Below are 20,510 nucleotides of genomic sequence, written 5' to 3'. Positions count from 1 at the left end.
TTACTAATGTTGTTATTATGTAAGCAGACCGGGGGATCAGAATGAAAGAAAGATTGACGAAAATTGGAACTGACTTGAAGCAGTTCTGGTCGAGTCGCACAAAACGACAAAAAACAACATATATCGGGTCCGCGGCTGCTGTCATTATTTTTGCTGCATTTTTGACATACTTCTTGTCAAGGACGGAGTTTGTCCCCCTCTATAGTGACGTTTCGCGTGCAGAAATAGGACGCATAAAGGAAGAGTTGGATGCGCAAGGCATTCCAAGCCAAATTGCGCCCGGGGGCACATCCATCCTCGTTCCGAAAGAGCGTGTTGATGATCTTCTTGTCACCCTCGCCGCGGAAGGATACCCGAATACAGGAACAATCGATTATTCGTTCTTCTCTCAAAATGCCGGCTTTGGCACGACGGATAATGAATTCAATATGATCAAGCTTGCTTCAATGCAAACAGAATTGGCAAATTTAATCAAAGGGATCCAAGGAGTTCAGGATGCAAACGTAATGATCACATTGCCTACGCAAAGTGTCTTTTTAAATGAAACCGTACAAAATGCAAGTGCAGCTATTATGTTGAAAACGGAACCTGGACATCAGTTTACGGAATCGCAAATTACCGCCTTATATAATTTAATATCTAAAAGTTTACCGAATTTATCTACAGACGATATCGTAATCATGAACCAGTATTCCGAATACTTCGATTTAAAGTCATCCAGCCAATCAATCGGTACCAACATAATCGATCAAATGGATTTGAAGAAGACGATTGAACGCGATTTGCAGAGGAAAGTGCAGATGATGCTCGGTACGATGGTCGGTCAGGACAAAGTAATCGTTTCTGTAACAACCGATATCGATTTTAAGCAGGAAAACAGGCAAGAGAATCTTGTCGACCGCGTAGATGAGGACTTGGACAGCCTAGCAATCAGCGTTCAAAGGATTACGGAATCATTTTCCGGCAACGGCGCTCTCGCAGGAGGCCCGCCAGAAGGAGAAGACCCGACCGATAACCGTACAAACTTCGTTGAAGGCAACAGTGCAAATGGCGATTATGAACGGTTGGAAGAAACGATCAATAATGAAGTGAACCGAATCCGGAAAGATATCGTTGAAAGTCCTTACAAAATTCGTGATATCGGTATTCAAGTAATGATAGAGCCGTCCGATGGGGCGGACGTGGAAAATGATATACGAAATATTCTTGGGACGATTATTAGGACTTCGATTGATAAAAGCTATGTGCCAACAGACGTTACAGATGAATATTGGGAAAGCAAAATTGCAATTTCCACGCAAGTCTTTAATGGGAAAATGACAACAGTTCCTCAAACTGCACAAGGCGTAGTCCCTTGGTGGGTATATGCAATCGGAGCTGCTTTACTAGTCGTCATTGTCATCCTGATCATTGCATACTTCCGCAAACGCAGAGAGGAGCGGGAGATGGAAGAAGCGATGATTATCGAAGAGCAGCGAGAAGCATTGCATGTGGATGATATTAATATGGAACACGAAACAGAAGCGACACTTCGCAAAAAGCAACTTGAAAAGATGGCGAAGGACAAACCTGAGGAATTCGCCAAGTTACTGAGAACGTGGATAGCCGAGGATTGACGGAGGGATAAATAGTGGTAAAGAAAGATAAAGGAATGACAGGCAAGCAAAAAGCGGCACTCCTGCTCATATCGCTCGGTCCGGAAGTTTCGGCTGCTGTCTATAAGCACTTGACTGAAGAGGAGATCGAACGTTTGACACTTGAAATTTCCGGTGTGAAGAAAGTAGACTCCTCCGTCAAGGAAGAGATCATCGAGGAATTTCATAATATTGCACTTGCCCAAGACTATATCTCCCAAGGCGGAATCGGTTATGCCAAAACAGTATTGGAGAAAGCGTTAGGGAAAGAACACGCTCAAGCGATCATTAATCGGCTGACATCTTCTTTGCAAGTGAGACCATTCGACTTTGCAAGAAGGGCAGAACCAAGCCAAATACTGAATTTCATTCAGAACGAGCATCCTCAGACAATCGCTCTCATCTTGTCCTATCTTGAAGCGGAGCAGGCAGGGATGATCCTTTCATCGCTGCCGCAGGAAATGCAGGCGGATATCGCAAAAAGGATTGCGACAATGGATTCCACCTCTCCTGAAGTCATTAGCGAGATCGAGGCTGTATTGGAAAGGAAGCTATCTTCGACGGTCACCCAGGATTTCACCGAGACGGGCGGAGTCGACGCCGTTGTACAAGTATTGAACGGGGTCGACAGAGCTACCGAAAAGACGATTTTGGATGCGCTTGAAATTCAAGATCCGGAGCTCGCAGAGGAAATCCGGAAAAGGATGTTCGTTTTCGAAGATATCGTCACATTGGACAATCGTTCCATTCAGCGCATTGTGCGTGAGTGCGAAAACGAGGACCTCATATTGTCGATGAAAGTGTCCAGTGAAGAAGTGAGGGAAATCCTCTTTAAAAACATGTCCCAGCGAATGGCCGAATCCTTCCAAGAAGAAATGGAAGTTATGGGGCCTGTGAGATTGCGGGACGTAGAAGAGGCGCAGGCACGAATCGTTTCTATAATCCGAAGATTGGAAGATTCAGGTGAGATCATCATAGCCCGTGGTGGAGGGGATGACATCATTGTCTAACATTTTTCGTTCTTCCCGTACGATTTCCGAGGACGGAAGCGTTAAGGAAATCACAATCAGGAATTTGAATATGCCGAAGGTTGACGGAAAAGAGGAAGGTATCTCAAAAGAGGCTCTTTATCTTGAACGTGACCGGATGTTGAAAGATGCAAGACGACAGATTGAGATCGACAAGGCTGAGGCGGAGCGTATGAGGCAAATGGCACAAGAGGATATCGCCGCTATGCAAGCCGCCTGGGAGCAGGAGAAGAAGGCGTTACAGCAACAAGCTTATGAAGAGGGCTTCCAAGTCGGTTACGAGGAAGGACGAAATAAGTCGCTATCCGATATGAGCGAATCTGTAAAAGTCGCAAATGAAGTCATTCTCCATTCGAAGGAAAACGCACTGAAATATTTGGAAGCACAGGAAGGAATCATATTGGAAATCGCGATGAAAACGGCCGAACGGATACTCGGAAAGACGCTTGAAGAAGATGAGGAAGCATTTCTTTCAATTGTAAAGAGGGGATTGAAGGAAGCGAGAGAAATGAAAGAGATCAAACTATACGTTTCTGTTTCCCAATTCGAACTCGTTTCATCGAATCGTGCGGAACTCGCATCCATTTTTCCGCCTGATGTCCCTTTTCTCATCTTTGCAAATGACGATTTCAACAAGGACGATTGTATTATCGAAACGAACCAAGGTCGGATAGTTGTCAGCGTGGATGAACAGTTGAACGAGCTAAAAGAGCAGCTCGTTGAAATGTTGGAAAGTGGTGACTGACGATGAAGAAGGCGAAAGAACTACTAAATGTCATTCCTACAATGAACTCCTTTCCGAAATTCGGACGTGTCGTCCGGGTTGTCGGCCTCATGATTGAATCTCAAGGGCCGGAAAGTTCAGTCGGGGACGTATGCCGAATCCATCTAAACAACGGAAGCAAACGAGACTCGGTCATCTTGGCGGAAGTCGTCGGATTCAGGGAAGAAATTGTCATCCTAATGCCTTACTCGAATATTACGGACATTTCGAGCGGTTGTCTTGTCGAATGTACTGGAAAGCCTCTTGAGGTGAAGGTCGGGATGAACCTGATCGGTAAAGTGCTTGACTCGATGGGGAATCCGATTGATGGCAGTCCGCTTCCGAAAGGGTTATCAACGGTAAGGACAGAGCAGGATCCTCCGAATGTCATGACGAGATTGCCGATCAGCGAGAAGCTGGCTGTAGGTGTCAAAGCGATTGACGGGATGTTAACGGTCGGCAATGGCCAAAGAGTCGGGATCTTCGCCGGTTCCGGTGTTGGAAAAAGTACTTTGCTCGGGATGATTGCAAGAAATACGACAGCCGATCTGAATGTCATCGGTTTAATTGGAGAACGAGGCCGTGAAGTCCGTGAATTCATAGAACGGGATTTAGGACCCGAAGGCTTAAGCAAAACGATTGTTGTTGCAGCTACGTCCGATCAGCCGGCACTCATGAGGATTAAAGGGGCGTTCACGGCGACCGCGATAGCGGAATATTTCCGTGATAAAGGGATGAACGTCATGCTTATGATGGATTCTGTCACCCGGGTCGCGATGGCGCAAAGGGAAATCGGCCTTGCAGTCGGGGAACCTCCTGCTACCCGAGGTTATACTCCGTCCGTATTCGCGATTTTACCGAAACTGCTTGAAAGGACCGGGACGAATGATGTCGGTGCGATTACAGCGTTTTACACAGTTCTCGTAGATGGTGACGACATGAACGAACCGATTGCGGATGCGGTCCGAGGAATACTCGATGGTCATATCGTCTTGGACAGGACGCTCGCCAACAAAGGACAATACCCGGCGATAAACGTCTTGAAAAGTGTGAGCCGGCTTATGAATCACATAGCCGACCCGGAACATGTGAAGGCGGCTGAAAAGCTCCGTGAATTGTATTACACGTATGACAAGTCGGAAGATCTCATCAATATCGGTGCATATAAGCGGGGAACGTCGAGGGAAATCGACGAAGCGATTGAATACGAATCGCATATTACCAACTTTTTGAAACAAAGCTATAAAGAGAATGTGAGAATGGAAGAATCAATCGAAGAATTGGTATCACTTGCTCCAGGAGGAGGTAAATGATGAAACCTTACGAATACCGATTTGAAAAAGTGCTCACATACCGGGAACAGGAGAAGACGGAGACCGAAATAGAATTCAAGAAAGCGGTCGATTCTTTTGAAACAATCGCAACTGAACTGTATGAGCTCTTGAAGCGGAAGGAAGACGTCATTGCCGACCATCAGGAAAAGATGAAAATGGGCTTTTCGATTAATGAAATCCATCACTACGCTCGATTTATCGATAGTCTCGATAAAAGGATAGAAGTACTGCAACGTGAAGTCATTAAAGCCCGCTCCAAAATGAACTGGTTCGAGGAGAAATTGCTTGAGAAAACGATCGAAGTGAAAAAGTTCGAAAAGATGAAGGAAATAGATAAAGAACATTATCGTACTGAAATGGAACAGGCGGAAGCAAGTTTGTTGGATGAATTATCAACATTGAAGTTCCATAGAAGAGAAACAGGGTGGTAACTTGGCGAGGAATTCAAAACTGCATGCTGACAAAAAAATCGTCGAAAAGAAGAAAAGCACCCGTCTCTTCCAAGAAGTGTTGCTATGGACGCTCATTCCATTGCTCTTCACAACGATGGTGCTATTGATCATTGCATATGTCGCCGACGTTAACGTCTTTGACAAAGCGAAGGAATGGTCCAAATCCCTTCCGTTTACTGATCAGAAGCAGGCCGATGACGAAAATGAAGATGACTTGATCATCGAAGAAAGAGTCGTCGAATTGCAAGCGGAAATCCAGGAGAAGGAAGCGCAACTATTCAAGCTTCAGGAAAACCTGGCGAAATCAGAGGACGAAAAAAAGGTTCTTCTCGACGAGCAGACTAGCTTGTTAGCGCAAATAGAAGCTTTGAAAATGGAAAAAGAAGACTATAAACGTGACATGAAGGAAATTATTTCAACGTTCGAAAAAATGTCTGCAAAATCCGCAGCACCGGTCATTACAAAAATGAGTGATGCGGAGGCGATTGAGATACTTACCAAGCTAAAACCTGAAGTTCTCGCACCGATATTAGAAAAGATGTCGCCTGAAGACGCCGCAAAGTATACGAGTCTCATGACAAAATAGGCGGTAGTGAAGGTGCCACACATTGAGGGGAGGTGAACAACAGAGTGAACATCGGTGCATTGCCAACGATGGTTGGCATGAAACAAATTTCAGCTAGTAATCCGCAAAAAGGCGGCACGGCAACTTCGAAATTCGGCGCAGTGTTCGCCGGTATTTCCACGCGGGATGTAGAACCGAAGCGTTCGGTTGACGGAGAACTCCCGATCGAATTGATTCCAAATGTATTCAATGCGTCAACCATGGAAGAGTTGGAGAAAGCGATACAAGCGATTCCAGGTAGCGACAATATCGAGTTGTCTACTAGTGTCGAAGCATTGGGGAACAAAGGAGACTTGGAGGATTTTGCAAAGCTGTTGTCGATCAATCCGGAATCAATTCTCGACAGGCTAAAACAATTGTTAGAGAAAGCCGGTATGACAAAAGCTGAAACAGAGGAACTTACCATGGCCTCTGACATGTGGTCATTACTAAACATGATCGACGAAGCGGGAATTCGATTTTTTGATCATCTGAATGAAGCTCTTCAAAATCCGGCTTCTAGGAATGAAGCTACCCAGCTCCTATCGATTTTAAAAGCGGTAGACTTGCTTACGTCAAAAGTTGACATGGTCATTTCGATGGAGCAGAAGGCCGACAGTTTCCGCAATATGCTTACAAGTGCTGCTGGACAATTCGAGCAGGGAATACTGGCGATAGGAAAACAGGAGCAGCTGCCATTCATCCAACAAAAAACAGACTTCAGAATCGTTCTTGAAACGAATTCTGGAACTTCAACGAATGCTGAAAGCTCAGGACAGAAACATGCCGATACAACATCGCATGCGAGTTCAGCGCACGTAGCTGCTACAACAGTTAGAGGCGAAGTGCCAGTACAGCAAGCCGAGTCGAATCAAACGAATCGAAGCGAGTCTTTATTGAAGGAAATGCAAGCGCTCATGAAAAGGGCCAATTTCGGACAAGTAGGCGGATCCAATCGGATGCTTATCAAACTATATCCCGAACATCTTGGCCAAATCCGTATCGAACTGCTTGAAACAAACGGAATCATGACAGCGAGAATCCTTGCATCGACGGCATTTGCAAAAGGACTGCTTGACAGCCAGCTGCATCAACTGAAACACGCATTCAATCAACAGAACTTACAAGTCGACCGCATTGACGTTGCCCAGACTCTCCAAGAATCACATAGGAACGAACGTGAACAATCTTTTAATGAACAGTTCAAGCGTGAGCAACAGTCAGACGATAACAAGCAAAACAAATCAACTGATGAAGAACAATCTTTCGATGAATATATGATCGAACTGGAGGTGTAGTGAATGGTAGAGGGACAAAAACCGATTACCGAATCGATGTTTCTACTTAATAAACAGCGAGATCAACGGAAAACAGGGCCGGATACGATGGGCAAGGACGCTTTCATGAAAATCCTTATTGCGCAACTGCAAAACCAGGATCCGACGAACCCGATGAAAGATAACGAATTCATCGCGCAGATGGCACAGTTTTCGTCATTGGAACAAACGATGAACTTGGCAAGTGCATTCGAAAAGTTCGCCGAGGCACAAAACCAATCCCAATTGATTCAATACAACCAATTCGTCGGAAAGAATGTCCGCTGGCATGAATTGACCGATAAGAAAGACGAAGCGGGCAAACCGATTGTCAATGAAGGGACAGGCGTCATCCAATCAGCGAAATTTGTGAACGGATCTGTCGTCTTTACAATGGCAGACGGGAAGGAACTCGCACCCGGCAATATTTCAGAAGTGCTATCAGGTTCTGGAAGTACAAATAGTTTAGTAGAAGCCAGTCTTTTAATTGGGAAAACAGTCGGATATATGGACGGAGAAGAGGAAAAGTCAGGAACTGTCATATCTGTTTCAAATAGAGAAGGGAAACTTCAATATATTTTGGATGACGGCAGTAGACTCGACGGAAACTCATTCACTTCCATTAGCCAATAAGAAAAGAGGAGCGAGTGTATGAATAAGTTAAACATCCACCACGTTCCATCGCAGCCACTCATCCGCCATAGACAACCATTGAAAACTCCGCCCCAGCCGAAACAGTCTTTTATTGAACAGCTGAACAAGGCAATCCAGCCACAAGAATTAAAAATCAGCAAACATGCAAATGACAGGCTGAAAGAGCGGAACATTCATATTTCAGAAACTGAATGGGCTCACATCACAGACAAGGTGAATGAAGCAAAAGTGAAGGGAATCAAAGAATCTCTTGTACTGATGGATCAAGCAGCACTCATCATCAGCGCAAAAAATTCCACCGTCATTACAGCGATGGACCGCAAGGAAGCGAAAGATCAATTATTCACAAACATCGACGGCACAATCGTGCTCAGCTAACAACGGCAGGACCTCAGAAAGAGGATGCCGACGTACTGCCGACTGACAGAGGCAGTACATTTCATAATCCGAGAGGGGAAAAATTAAACATGTTACGATCAATGTACTCAGGAATCTCAGGTCTACGGAACTTCCAAACGAAATTGGATGTTATCGGGAATAATATATCAAATGTTAATACTTATGGATTTAAGAAAGGTAGAGTTATATTCAAGGATTTGATCTCGCAGACAGTGGCGGGTGCTTCAGCTGGAAGTGCAACACGTGGAGGTGTCAATCCGAAACAAGTTGGGCTTGGTTCTCAAATTGCGGCAATTGACACTATGCATACTGGTGGTTCAACGCAGTTTACGGGAAATACACTTGATTTAGCGGTTGCTGGCGATGGGTTTTTTATAGTATCTGATGGTACAGCAACTAGCTTTACAAACCCAACCTACACACGCGCAGGGAACTTTTATATGGATAATGATGGCTATTTAGTCAATGCAGATGGAAAATACCTATATGGCTTTGCTGCTGGTAATGGTGCTACTGATGCAGGGACGGCATTTCCAAAGGCGGATGGTTTTCCAGCGATCGTCTCAAACGCTGATGGAACAAAACCTGCAGTACCTGCGGGCGCAGCAGAAAAACCTATTCGTATTCCAACAGATGCTCAAAGTATGTCAGTTTCTCAAAATGGAACGGTCACATTCGTAGACTCAGCAGGAGAATTGAAATACGCAGGACAGTTAGTGATGGGGAAATTCTCAAACCCTGGGGGATTGAATAAAGTGGGAGGGAATTACTTCCAAGAATCCGCTAACTCTGGTACAGTGTTTTATTCCACAGCTACTGAGCAAGGTATGGGAAAAGTGGAATCTGGCTTCCTAGAAATGTCCAACGTCGACCTAGCCGAGGAATTCACTGAAATGATCGTTGCACAGCGTGGTTTCCAAGCAAACACACGTATCATTACGACATCTGATGAAATCCTTCAAGAACTTGTCAATTTAAAACGATAAGTATATGAACCTATTGATATATAATAACTATTACTTCTTTAATTAATAGATCTTTATTTAGTAGCTGTAGTTGCTTGAAGTGCAAGCGCGAGACTCCTGCGGGAATAGCATGAGCCTTGAGACCCCGCAGGGAGCGAAGCGGACGAGGAGGCTCAAGCCATGCCCGCGGAAAGCGAGTGCTGAAACGAAAAGCAACGGACTAAGTTATAAGTTAGAATCCTCTTATGCGCTTCTAGAGGCATTTATGCTTCATTATAGGCATTTATGAGCTTTTCATAAGAATTATGCGCATTTGTTGCGATTTATGCGTCATTCAACGAGTTTATGCGCAAGTAAACAACTTTATGCGTTTTTAGCAAAGGAGGGTCGGGCCGGCCCTGTGCCCGGCCCCTTACATATGATCAAAGTTACACGCCTCAACGGCAAAGCGTTCATGTTGAACGCTCTATACATAGAAACGATCGAATCGTTTCCCGATACGACCATCACATTGACGACCGGCACCAAATACGTCGTCCTGGACCCAATCGACGAAGTCAATCGCCGTATCATTGATTTTTATCAATCGGTCCAACTACTATCGAATCCGCATATCCGGGGTGAAGAAGATGAAAAATAAAGCATTGACAATCGCATTAATCATTGTAGTAACCTTGACACTAGTCGGGATAATCGGCCTGATCCTCACCCTCCAATTAAAAGGGGATTCTGCGGATACAGAGCCGACGATTGATGAAATCCTTGAAGCGTCCGTCGACGTACCGGAAATCATGACAAATTTATCTGGCCGTCAATTTATACGCATTTCATTGAAAATCCAAACGACGAACAAGAAAGCCGCTGCAGAACTGGCGAAACGGGATTTCCAAGTTCAAAACATCGTCATCCAGGAGCTATCTGAGATGACCTCAAAAGACTTTGAAGGAAAAGCAGGGAAGCAGGCATTCGAAGATTCCATCAAATCACAATTGAATCCTCTCATGCAAGAGGGTGAGATTGAAAAAGTGTACATCGTGTCTTATATTATCCAATAACAAAATGATGGACATATACAATGCCGGGAGGTGGCCTTATGCCGGGAGATATTTTATCCCAACATGAAATTGATGCTTTATTATCAGCATTATCGACAGGTGAAATGTCAGCGGAAGAGATGAAGAAGGAAGATGAGACCCGGAAGGTCAAAGTATATGATTTCAAGCGTGCCCTTCGCTTCTCGAAAGATCAGATCCGTAGCTTGACACGAATCCACGAGAATTTTGCAAGATTGTTGACGACTTATTTCTCTGCCCAATTGCGGACTTATATTCAAATAAATGTCGCTTCGGTCGATCAAATTCCTTTTGAGGAATTCATCCGATCCATTCCAAATATGACGTTGCTCAATATTTTCGAAGTGCCGCCACTTGAAGGAAATATCATTATGGAAGTCAATCCGAACGTCGCCTATTCCATGCTAGACCGATTGATGGGCGGGGTGGGAGAAGGACCTGGTAAAGTGGATAATATGACTGAAATCGAAACGAAGATATTGACCAACCTTTTCGAACGGTCATTCGATAATTTACGTGAAGCCTGGGCAGGCATCATTGAAATTGATCCGTTCCTATCTGAAATGGAAGTGAATCCACAATTCCTTCAAATGATTTCGCCGAATGAAACGGTTGTCGTCATTTCGTTTAATATCGTCATCGGAGAATCGAGCGGCATGATCAATATTTGCATTCCGCATGTCGTCCTCGAGCCAATCGTCCCGAATTTATCGGTCCGTTATTGGATGCAGACAAATAAGAAGGAACCGACGCCTGAACAAAGCATCATTTTGGAAAAACGGTTGAAGCAAGCGACCTTGCCGCTTACAACCGAATTAGGAAAAGGTTCCATGTCGGTAGAAGATTTCTTGTATCTTCAAGTCGGGGATGTCATTTCCCTTGATCGGAAAATTGAAGACCCCTTAATTGTAAAGGTGGGAGACATACCAAAATTCATAGCACAGCCCGGACATCTTCGAAACAGGATGGCTGTGCAAATAATTGATATATTGAACGGAGGGGATGAAGATGATGAGTGATAATGTGCTTTCTCAGGAAGAAATCGAAGCGTTGCTGCGCGGAGAACCGATTCGCGCGGAAGAAACGGCAACATCGTCCTCTGAACATCAGGATTTTGACAACCAATTAAGTGAAATGGAGAAAGACGCATTAGGGGAAGTCGGAAATATTTCCTTCGGCAGCTCTGCGACAGCCCTCTCTTCATTGCTCGGACAAAAAGTGGAAATTACGACACCCGCAATCTCTGTAGTCGATCGCAGTATGCTAGAAACCGAATTCATACATCCATATGTGGCAGTACAAGTGGAATATACGGAAGGTTTGAATGGGACAAATCTACTTGTCATTAAACAAAGTGACGCAGCGATCATTGCCGATCTCATGCTTGGCGGAGATGGGATGGCTCCAGATGAAGAACTGAACGAAATCCATTTGAGTGCTGTTCAAGAGGCGATGAACCAAATGATGGGCTCGGCCGCAACGTCGATGTCCACTGTTTTTAATAAGAAAGTGGATATTTCCCCACCATCGATTGACTTGATGAATATGCAAAGTGAAGTTGGAACTGAAAAGATTCCAAAGGATGAAATGATGATCAAAGTATCCTTCGAATTAAAAGTCGGAAATTTGATCGACTCCAATATTATGCAGCTATTTCCGCTCCAATTCGGAAAAAATCTAGTTGCATCGCTCATGGGCATGGGTGCAGAAGAGGAAGCTGCAGTTTCTTTGGAAACTCCCGCCAGACCTACTTCACCTTATGAGCAACCGAAACGTAATGAATTTCCACAAGATGCCCTTTCCGACTTCAGCAGTGGGCAAAGTGCGTCGCAACAGACAGAGCAACCCTATTATGAACAACCTTATTACGAACAGCCAGTTCCGCAACAAATATCACAAAGGCCACAAAGGCAGCAACAACCGCCTGTGCATGTTCAGCAAGCCCGCTTTGCAAGCTTTGAAGGGCCTTCGTTGAATCAAGCAGAAACGAATAATTTGAATATGTTGTTGGATATCCCTTTGCAAGTGACTGTGGAACTTGGAAGGACAAAGCGATCGGTGAAAGAAATCCTTGAAATGTCCAGTGGCTCCATCATAGAATTGGATAAGTTGGCGGGGGAACCGGTCGATATATTAGTGAATAACCGTCATATCGCCAAAGGGGAAGTCGTCGTCATCGATGAGAACTTCGGGGTGCGGATAACGGATATTTTAAGCCAAACAGAGAGATTAAATAATTTACGATAGGATCCGGGAGGTCAAGAGAATGGGTAAACGTATTTTAATAGTAGATGATGCGGCTTTCATGCGTATGATGATCAAAGATATTTTGACGAAGAACAATTTTGAAGTGGTTGGTGAAGCCGCCGACGGTGCGCAAGCCGTTGAAAAATATATGGAATTGAAACCGGATCTAGTAACGATGGATATTACAATGCCTGAAATGGACGGTATTGCTGCGTTGAAAGCCATTAAAGAGAAGGACCCGTCAGCGACAATCATCATGTGTTCCGCTATGGGGCAGCAAGCAATGGTCATCGATGCAATCCAAGCAGGAGCAAAAGATTTCATTGTAAAGCCGTTCCAAGCTGACCGTGTCGTCGAAGCGATCCAAAAAGCTTTAGGTTAATTATGAAACTATCAGCTATGCTAAAGCATTCATTCTTTTTCTTGCTAGCCATCAGCCTTTTGGGTGTAACACCTGTCGAAACATATGCAGATGCCGATTCGAATGATTCGGTATCTGATTGGTACGGAACGGATGAAGACGGTGGCCAAGACATTACAGAAGTGATCGATAAAGACGAACCAGCTGCCGACCGCTCGCAAGACGGGGCAGCTGTCGGCTTGTCATGGTGGGATTATACGAAGACGCTATTAGCATTGCTTTTTGTAGTCGGTCTTCTTTTTGCTCTTTTGAAGTTCATTAACCGGAAGAATCGAATGTTCGACCAGCATCGATTGATGAAGAATGTAGGTGGACTCTCGTTAGGGCAACAGAAATCCATACAATTGGTCGTAATCGGTGATTCCTATTATCTTATTGGCGTAGGTGACGAAGTGAGGCTGTTGAAAGAGATTACCGATCCCGAAGAGATTCGAGCATTGGAAAGTTATTTCGACGAGGATGAGTATCAATCTCCAACAGGCTTGGTGAGTAAGTTGCTTACAATGATTCCTCAGAATAAAGGTGACGCAACAGATGATCGCGATCAACCGGCTGATTTCAAGAAAATGTTCACGTCGAAGCTTGATGAATTAAAAGCTGAGCGAAAAAAACATTTGAACCGATTGGCAGAAAAGGAGAGCAGAAAAGATGAATGATTTCGTCCAGTTTTTTTCGGACAGCAACCCGACAAATGTATCGACATCCATCAAAATGCTTCTCCTTCTCACCGTCCTGTCACTTGCGCCGGCAATCCTTATTCTCATGACATCATTTGCCCGCATCATCATCGTTTTATCTTTTGTAAGAACTGCATTGGCAACGCAGCAAATGCCGCCAAACCAAGTCATTGTCGGACTCGCATTGTTTTTGACGTTCTTTGTCATGGCGCCGACTTTCCAGAAGGTGAATGAAACAGCTCTGTCGCCGCTTTTCGCTGAAGAGATTACGCTTGAGGAAGCTTATGAAAATGCTAGTCTACCGTTCAAAGAATTCATGAGCAAACATACTCGACAGAAGGATTTGGAATTATTCTTACGATACAATCAAGCGGAGCGTCCTGAAACGTTAGAAGACATACCATTGACAATGTTAGTACCGGCTTTCGCATTAAGTGAAATTAAGACAGCATTCCAAATGGGCTTCATGATTTTCATTCCCTTTCTAGTCATTGATATGATTGTTGCAAGTGTGCTCATGTCCATGGGGATGATGATGTTGCCGCCGGTCATGATTTCCTTGCCATTTAAGATTTTATTGTTTGTCCTTGTTGATGGATGGTATCTCATCGTCAAGTCTTTATTGCAAAGTTTCTAGATTCAAAGTTTTGGTCACCTGTCATCTCCGTATAGGAGAATCGGCAATTTTACAGTTGAGGAGTGGTTAATAATGACAGGCGAATTAATTATAGCAATAGCCGAGCGGTCGGTTTGGGTCATTTTATTAACTTCCGGTCCTCTGTTAATTGTCGCATTGGTATCCGGGTTGATCGTCAGCATATTTCAGGCAACGACACAGATCCAGGAGCAGACATTGGCATTTGTTCCAAAAATCATTGCTGTCCTTGTAGCTCTCGTCTTTTTCGGACCTTGGATGTTAGCCAGGGTCACAGCATTCGCGACAGACATTTTCGATAATCTAGTCCGGTATATAGGGTGATGGAATGGAAGAACTGATTCCTTCGTTAGCCGCCTACTTACTCATTTTAACAAGAGTGACCGCATTCATCGTAACTGTCCCTTTGTTTTCTTATCGGGCGATTCCAACGACGCAAAGGATCATCTTTGCCGCATTATTATCTTGGATGATGGTTTATACAATAGATGCCCCCGTCCTTGAAATCGATGGTACATACATACTCCTTGTCATCAAGGAAGCCACTACTGGCCTATTCATCGGAATTATTGCCTATATCGTCATGTCTGCCATTCAAATTGCAGGCGGCTTTATCGACTTCCAAATGGGCTTCGCCATTGCAAACGTCATCGATCCTCAAACTGGCGCCCAATCGCCATTGCTTGGTCAGTTTTTCAATGCGCTCGCCATTTTGCTTTTGCTGACGCTGAATGGCCATCATATGCTCCTGGACGGCATCTTCTACAGTTATCGCTTTATTCCGATAGACATGCTTTGGCCAGCATTCGGTGAAGAACGGCTAATCGAATTCGTCATAAGAACATTTGCTACGACGTTCGCTATCGCCTTTCAAATGTCTGTACCGATCGTCGCCACTTTATTTCTCGTCGACTTGGCTTTGGGAATAACGGCGAGGACGGTTCCTCAACTGAATATATTCGTTGTCGGTTTCCCAATTAAAATTGGAGTCAGTTTTCTTGTACTTGTGACGATGTTCACGGTCATGATTGCGATGATGCGCAAACTGTTTGAAGTGATGATGTCGGCGATGAGGGATTTGATGATCATCTTGGGAGGTGGCTGATAAATGATTCGTTTGGACTTACAGTTCTTTGCAGGCGAAAAGACAGAGAAAGCCACTCCGAAGAAACGACAGGATTCCCGTAAGAAGGGACAAGTATTAAAGAGCCAAGATGTAACTACTGCAATTGTTCTTCTTTTCGTATTCCTATTCCTTTTTTTCAGTGCCGGCTTCATGAAGGACCGGTTCTTTGTTTTTTTTACACATTCATTTACAGAGTCCATTTCAATCAAGGAATTGGATATCGATCAAGCAATGATTCTTTACATAGAAATGATTGTCCAAATGGCTTATATTCTCCTACCCGTTATGGCAATTGCGGTGATCGCCGGCATCGTTGGCAACCTGATGCAATTCGGATTGTTATTTACGGCTGAGCCGTTAAAATTCGATTTAAAAAAGATTGATCCGATTAAAGGATTGAAACGGATATTTTCCATTCGAGCCCTCGTTGAATTATTGAAGTCTTTGTTAAAGATCTCATTTATCGGATCAGTGACGACGTTCCTCCTGATGACAAACATCGAAAAAGTTTTAGGGCTGGCGTTCAAGACACCCCATGACACGTTGGTGATTGTCGGCCAGTTGGTCGCCTTAATGGGAATCGTCGCATCCTTCGTCCTCTTATTCATATCAATCTTGGACTATTTTTATCAGAAATTTGATTATGAAAAAAACTTACGGATGTCCAAACAGGATATTAAAGATGAGTATAAAAATACAGAAGGGGATCCAATCATCAAATCGCGCATTAAACAGCGTCAAAGGGAAATGGCGATGCGAAGGATGATGCAGGAAGTGCCTCAAGCAGATGTGGTCATCACGAATCCGACCCACTTTGCAATCGCTTTAAAATATGATGATGAAAAGATGGACGCCCCCGTCGTTATTGCAAAGGGAGCCGACTTTGTCGCACAGAAAATCAAGCTGATTGCGAAAGAGCACAATATCGTCATGGTGGAAAATCGCCCTCTTGCAAGGGCGCTCTATGATGATGTGGAAATCGGAGGTCGTATTCCGGACCAGTTTTTCAAGACGGTCGCTGAAATATTGGCATATGTATATCGCATTCAACGGAAAATCTAACCTGAATCAGCAGAATTGCTAATTCAAATAACGATCCGAACGCAATTACGCCTAGGCGTGATTGATAATATATTTTGAGAAAGTGGGGATGGCATGCAATTTAGAGATATTGGAGTGTTGGCAGCAGTCATAATGATCGTTGCAATGCTCGTCATCCCGTTACCGCCTTGGCTTCTTAGCTTTCTGATCATTATCAATATTACACTTGCACTCTTAGTCCTTTTGACATCGATGAATATGCAGGAAGCATTACAGTTTTCGATATTTCCTTCACTTCTTTTACTGTTGACGCTCTTCCGGCTAGGTTTGAACGTTTCAACTACCCGTGCCATCCTTTCACAAGGGGATGCTGGCGGAGTCGTTGACACGTTCGGTACGTTTGTAACCGGTGGAAATATCGTTGTCGGTCTTGTCGTCTTTGTCATTTTGATTATCATCCAATTCATCGTCATCACAAAGGGCTCGGAACGGGTATCAGAAGTAGCTGCCCGTTTCACACTCGATGCGATGCCGGGGAAGCAGATGAGTATCGATGCCGATTTAAATGCAGGGATGATTTCAGAAACAGAAGCAAGGATTCGCCGTGAAAAAGTGAGCAATGAAGCTGATTTCTATGGCGCAATGGACGGAGCGACGAAATTCGTTAAAGGGGATGCCATCGCCGGAATTATCATCGTCATTATCAACCTTCTTGTAGGTATGATCATCGGTGTTGCGCAAATGGATTTGCCGTTTGCCGAAGCTGCGACGAAATTCTCGCGATTGACCGTCGGAGACGGAATTGTTTCCCAAATACCTGCTCTGCTCATTTCGACCGCTACAGGAATTGTCGTTACGCGTGCAGCTTCTGAAGGGAATCTCGGTTCGGATATTACGAGACAGCTTTTAGGTCAGCCTAAGTTGCTCTATGTAGCTGCAGCAACAGTTTTCCTGCTAGGGTTGTTCACACCGATCAATGATGTCCTTACGATTCCAATTGCTGCACTCCTCGTCTTAGGAGCGTACATCATGTCCAAACAACCTGAAGAAGATCCAGATGAGTTGCTGGAGATAGAGGAAGAGGTTGAAACGGAAGGATTGAAGAGCCCCGAAAATGTTGTCAACCTACTAAATGTAGATCCGATAGAATTCGAATTTGGCTATGGTCTTATCCCGTTGGTCGACGCCCAGCAAGGCGGGGATTTATTGGACAGGGTTGTCATGATCAGAAGGCAGCTCGCACTTGAATTGGGTCTTGTCATTCCAGTCGTCCGGATCCGGGACAATATTCAACTGCAGCCGAATGAATACCGCATTAAAATTAAGGGGAATGAGCTGGCAAGGGGCGAACTCCTTTTAGACCATTACCTCGCGATGAGTCCTGGTGGCGACGATTCGATTGTCGGGATTGATACGATTGAACCTTCATTCGGTCTCCCTGCAAAGTGGATTACTGAAGATGTTAAAGAAGATGCAGAGATTATGGGCTATACGGTTGTCGATCCTCCTAGCGTTGTTTCGACCCACCTTACTGAAGTGATCAGGGCGAACGCTGCCGATCTAATCGGTCGTCAGGAGACGAAGCAGCTTGTCGATCATGTTCGTGAAACGTATCCGATCTTAGTGGATGAACTTACACCGACTCCTCTATCGATAGGTGAAATCCAGAAAGTATTGGCGAAATTATTGAATGAAAATGTATCCATCCGGAACTTGCCGATCATTTTTGAAACGCTCGCCGATTATTCGAAGTATACATCCGATATCGATTTGCTGACGGAATATGTACGACAATCGCTTGCCAGACAAATTACGGCACAGTACTCGTCCGGAGTCGATGCGTTAAAAGTGCTTACCGTATCAGGCAAGGTAGAAAAATTGATTGCGGATCATATCCAGCAGACTGAGCAAGGCAATTATTTGTCAATCGACCCGTCTCACTCCCAAGAAATATTGGAGTCGATCGCGAGAGAGGTTGAAAGGGTGGCATTGATGGACCAATCGCCTGTCATCCTTTGCTCGCCAGCAATAAGAATGTACCTAAGGCAAATTACGGAGAGATATTTTCCGCAAATACCGGTTTTATCTTATAATGAGCTCGAAGCTTCCATTGAAGTTCAAAGTGTCGGGGTGGTGGATATCTGATGAAAATGAAAAAGTATATAGCTGATACGATGGTTGAGGCGATGAATAAAGTGAGAGCCGATTTCGGGGATGATGCAGTCATCCTCAGCTCGAATGTCGTCACTTCCAAAGGGTTCCTAGGTTTCTTCAAGAAGAAGTCGGTAGAAGTGGTCGCTGGTTTCGATGAGCCTGTACAAATGCAGGTAGAACCTGCATTTGTACAGGCTACCGATTTACGGGAGCCGAAGCAGGAAGCAGAAATAAGGAAAGAAATGATTGAAATGAAGAGACTGCTTCAGGAAATGAAGCAGTCCGCCTCTTTTGGCAATTTTCCAGATGAACTGAAGCCTCTACTCACTTTTTTAGAAGGACAGGAACTATCAAAAGAGTTGATTTTTCAAATCGGCAATGAAATATTTGCACATATGAAAGAAAAGAAAAAGGATTTTTCGAATGAGGAGCAGTTGCAAATTGCCAAGACTCTATTAATGAAAGAATTCTCCGGATTGCCTTTTGGAGGCATTTCATTTACAAAGAAATATATTAATGTCCTCGGACCGACCGGGGTCGGAAAGACGACGACAATCGCTAAAATTGCTGCAAGAGCCCTTTTAGAAGAAAAAAAGAAAATCGGCTTTATTACGACCGATACATATCGGATAGCAGCGATCGAACAATTGCGTACATATGCGAATCTATTGCAGGCCCCTGTTGAAATCGCCTACAACAGCAAAGATTTTGAAAAATCTATCGAAAAAATGAAAGACTTGGACTTGATTTTCATAGATACCGCTGGGCGGAATTACAAAGAAATGAAATTTGTGGATGATTTGAAACATCTAATCGATTTTTCACTCGATATGGAATCATTCCTCGTCTTATCCGTCACTTCAAAAGAAGAAGATATGAGAACGATTGTCGAAAAATTCACTTCCTTGCCGATTGAAAGGTTCATTTTTACGAAAGTGGATGAAACGGGGTCAATCGGTCCAATGTTTAATTTAATGAAGCAATATGGCATAGGAGCAGCCTATTACACGGATGGACAAGAAGTTCCGGAAGATTTAGCTGAAGCGGATTTGGAGAAAATGCTCAAAATGTTATTGGCAGGTGCTGAACATGCGTGACCAAGCAGAAGCGCTTCGAATGAAAATGTTGAAGGCTCAAGGCAGCTTAGCTAAATCAATTGCTATCGTCAGTGGAAAAGGGGGAGTGGGCAAATCAAATTTCTCGACGAACTTCGCCCACTCTTTACGGTTGAGAGGAAAGAGCGTCATTGTCGTCGATATGGATATCGGGATGGGCAATATCCATATCCTACTAGGAGTCGCTCCTACATATAGTTTGAGAGATTATTTGATCGGCCAACAACCATTGGAAAGTGTCATCAATACCGATGAGCATGGACTCGCTTTCATTTCTGGCGGGTCGGGGCTGGACACTGTTCTTGATTGGTCTGAGGATATGTTCGGACGATTGATTGCCGCCTTCGAACAATTGCAAAGAGAGTATGATTTCATCCTTTTCGATATGGGAGCAGGTGCCACGCAGCGTTCGATCGAATTGATCATTGCGGTCGATGAAGTGATTGTCATCTCGACGACAGAGCCAACATCTATTACGGATGCTTATTCCATGATGAAATTCATCTGTCTGAAGGATCAGGATAAGAAATTCAGCATTGTCAGCAATCGGGTGACAAGACTCAATGACGGCAATGATGCGGTGACACGGTTGCAATACGCGATGCGTAAATTTCTTGATAAAGAAACGTTTATATTAGGATTTTTACCGGAAGACGATGCCGTCCAGAAAGCCGTAGTCGCCCAAAAACCGTTTTTACTTCTCTATCCGAACGCTCCTGTTTCAAAGAGGATGACAGCAATTGCTAATGAATTTGTCAAAACAGATCGGGAAGAGGATAAACAAGGCACCGGGTTCCTTAAAAAGTTGAAGGGGATTTTCTTGAAAGGGCGTGAATGAATTGGAAGTAAGCA

At 44.3% G+C, this 20,510-nt stretch carries 23 protein-coding genes; all 23 read left to right on the top strand.

What is annotated here, in order from left to right; translation table 11 throughout:
- Positions 1-41 precede the first annotated feature (41 nt).
- The 23 genes from fliF (at position 42) to NIT04_RS10650 (ending at position 20,496) form a co-directional block, all read left to right on the top strand.
- A complete protein-coding gene (gene fliF / locus NIT04_RS10760) occupies positions 42-1,616 on the top strand; it encodes a flagellar basal-body MS-ring/collar protein FliF (RefSeq protein ID WP_252503610.1) in 1,575 nt (524 codons plus the stop codon).
- A 14-nt stretch (positions 1,617-1,630) separates the two neighbouring features.
- On the top strand, positions 1,631-2,644 hold the full coding sequence (gene fliG / locus NIT04_RS10755) for a flagellar motor switch protein FliG (protein WP_252503609.1): 1,014 nt from the start codon (positions 1,631-1,633) through the stop codon (positions 2,642-2,644).
- A complete protein-coding gene (gene fliH, locus NIT04_RS10750) occupies positions 2,628-3,407 on the top strand; it encodes a flagellar assembly protein FliH (RefSeq protein WP_252503608.1) in 780 nt (259 codons plus the stop codon). The genes fliG and fliH overlap by 17 nt, the downstream gene beginning before the upstream one ends.
- A gap of 2 nt (positions 3,408-3,409) precedes the next feature.
- On the top strand, positions 3,410-4,738 hold the full coding sequence (gene fliI / locus NIT04_RS10745; protein WP_252503607.1) for a flagellar protein export ATPase FliI: 1,329 nt from the start codon (positions 3,410-3,412) through the stop codon (positions 4,736-4,738).
- Positions 4,735-5,190: a flagellar export protein FliJ gene (gene fliJ / locus NIT04_RS10740; RefSeq protein ID WP_252503606.1), complete on the top strand. Its 456-nt coding sequence runs from the start codon at positions 4,735-4,737 to the stop codon at positions 5,188-5,190. The genes fliI and fliJ overlap by 4 nt, the downstream gene beginning before the upstream one ends.
- Position 5,191: 1 nt before the next feature.
- Positions 5,192-5,797, top strand: a complete 606-nt coding sequence (locus NIT04_RS10735; RefSeq protein ID WP_252503605.1) for a MotE family protein — start codon at positions 5,192-5,194, stop codon at positions 5,795-5,797.
- Positions 5,798-5,841: 44 nt separating this feature from the next.
- The gene (locus tag NIT04_RS10730; RefSeq protein WP_252503604.1) at positions 5,842-7,113 is read left to right on the top strand and encodes a flagellar hook-length control protein FliK; all 1,272 of its coding nucleotides are present in this window, start codon (positions 5,842-5,844) and stop codon (positions 7,111-7,113) included.
- Between the two features lie 3 nt (positions 7,114-7,116).
- Positions 7,117-7,764, top strand: coding sequence for a flagellar hook assembly protein FlgD (gene flgD, locus NIT04_RS10725; RefSeq protein ID WP_252503603.1), 648 nt, complete (start codon positions 7,117-7,119; stop codon positions 7,762-7,764).
- Positions 7,765-7,782: 18 nt separating this feature from the next.
- The gene (locus NIT04_RS10720; protein WP_252503602.1) at positions 7,783-8,163 is read left to right on the top strand and encodes a TIGR02530 family flagellar biosynthesis protein; all 381 of its coding nucleotides are present in this window, start codon (positions 7,783-7,785) and stop codon (positions 8,161-8,163) included.
- Between the two features lie 89 nt (positions 8,164-8,252).
- Positions 8,253-9,170 (top strand): flagellar basal body rod protein FlgG, encoded by a 918-nt coding sequence (gene flgG / locus NIT04_RS10715; protein WP_252503601.1) that lies wholly within the window; start codon positions 8,253-8,255, stop codon positions 9,168-9,170.
- Between the two features lie 397 nt (positions 9,171-9,567).
- Entirely contained in the window at positions 9,568-9,789 is a 222-nt protein-coding gene (locus NIT04_RS10710) for a flagellar FlbD family protein (RefSeq protein ID WP_252503600.1), read from the top strand.
- Positions 9,779-10,204, top strand: coding sequence for a flagellar basal body-associated protein FliL (fliL, locus tag NIT04_RS10705; protein ID WP_252503599.1), 426 nt, complete (start codon positions 9,779-9,781; stop codon positions 10,202-10,204). Before NIT04_RS10710 ends, fliL begins: the two co-directional genes overlap by 11 nt.
- 38 nt (positions 10,205-10,242) lie before the next feature.
- Positions 10,243-11,241 carry a flagellar motor switch protein FliM gene (gene fliM / locus NIT04_RS10700; protein ID WP_252503598.1) on the top strand — a complete coding sequence of 333 codons (999 nt, stop codon included), beginning with the start codon at positions 10,243-10,245 and terminating at the stop codon, positions 11,239-11,241.
- Positions 11,234-12,469, top strand: coding sequence for a flagellar motor switch phosphatase FliY (gene fliY / locus NIT04_RS10695; protein WP_252503597.1), 1,236 nt, complete (start codon positions 11,234-11,236; stop codon positions 12,467-12,469). The genes fliM and fliY overlap by 8 nt, the downstream gene beginning before the upstream one ends.
- 19 nt (positions 12,470-12,488) lie before the next feature.
- A complete protein-coding gene (locus tag NIT04_RS10690; RefSeq protein ID WP_252503596.1) occupies positions 12,489-12,851 on the top strand; it encodes a response regulator in 363 nt (120 codons plus the stop codon).
- Between the two features lie 17 nt (positions 12,852-12,868).
- On the top strand, positions 12,869-13,546 hold the full coding sequence (locus NIT04_RS10685) for a flagellar biosynthetic protein FliO (RefSeq protein WP_252503595.1): 678 nt from the start codon (positions 12,869-12,871) through the stop codon (positions 13,544-13,546).
- Positions 13,539-14,204, top strand: a complete 666-nt coding sequence (gene fliP, locus NIT04_RS10680) for a flagellar type III secretion system pore protein FliP (RefSeq protein ID WP_252503594.1) — start codon at positions 13,539-13,541, stop codon at positions 14,202-14,204. The genes NIT04_RS10685 and fliP overlap by 8 nt, the downstream gene beginning before the upstream one ends.
- 72 nt (positions 14,205-14,276) lie before the next feature.
- The gene (gene fliQ, locus NIT04_RS10675; RefSeq protein ID WP_252503593.1) at positions 14,277-14,546 is read left to right on the top strand and encodes a flagellar biosynthesis protein FliQ; all 270 of its coding nucleotides are present in this window, start codon (positions 14,277-14,279) and stop codon (positions 14,544-14,546) included.
- 4 nt (positions 14,547-14,550) lie between these two features.
- Entirely contained in the window at positions 14,551-15,327 is a 777-nt protein-coding gene (fliR, locus tag NIT04_RS10670; RefSeq protein WP_252503592.1) for a flagellar biosynthetic protein FliR, read from the top strand.
- 3 nt (positions 15,328-15,330) lie between these two features.
- On the top strand, positions 15,331-16,410 hold the full coding sequence (gene flhB / locus NIT04_RS10665) for a flagellar biosynthesis protein FlhB (protein ID WP_252503591.1): 1,080 nt from the start codon (positions 15,331-15,333) through the stop codon (positions 16,408-16,410).
- A 93-nt stretch (positions 16,411-16,503) separates the two neighbouring features.
- Complete coding sequence (flhA, locus tag NIT04_RS10660; RefSeq protein WP_252503590.1) at positions 16,504-18,534, top strand: flagellar biosynthesis protein FlhA; 2,031 nt, start codon at positions 16,504-16,506, stop codon at positions 18,532-18,534.
- Entirely contained in the window at positions 18,534-19,640 is a 1,107-nt protein-coding gene (gene flhF / locus NIT04_RS10655) for a flagellar biosynthesis protein FlhF (protein WP_252503589.1), read from the top strand. Before flhA ends, flhF begins: the two co-directional genes overlap by 1 nt.
- On the top strand, positions 19,633-20,496 hold the full coding sequence (locus NIT04_RS10650; protein ID WP_252503588.1) for a MinD/ParA family protein: 864 nt from the start codon (positions 19,633-19,635) through the stop codon (positions 20,494-20,496). The genes flhF and NIT04_RS10650 overlap by 8 nt, the downstream gene beginning before the upstream one ends.
- The last annotated feature ends 14 nt before the right edge of the window (positions 20,497-20,510 follow it).

Origin of the sequence: Sporosarcina sp. Marseille-Q4943 (assembly GCF_943736995.1) — a bacterium.
GTDB lineage: Bacteria > Bacillota > Bacilli > Bacillales_A > Planococcaceae > Sporosarcina.
The sequence above is the reverse complement of the archived record's forward strand: the minus strand, read 5'-3'. Positions and strand labels throughout refer to the sequence as shown.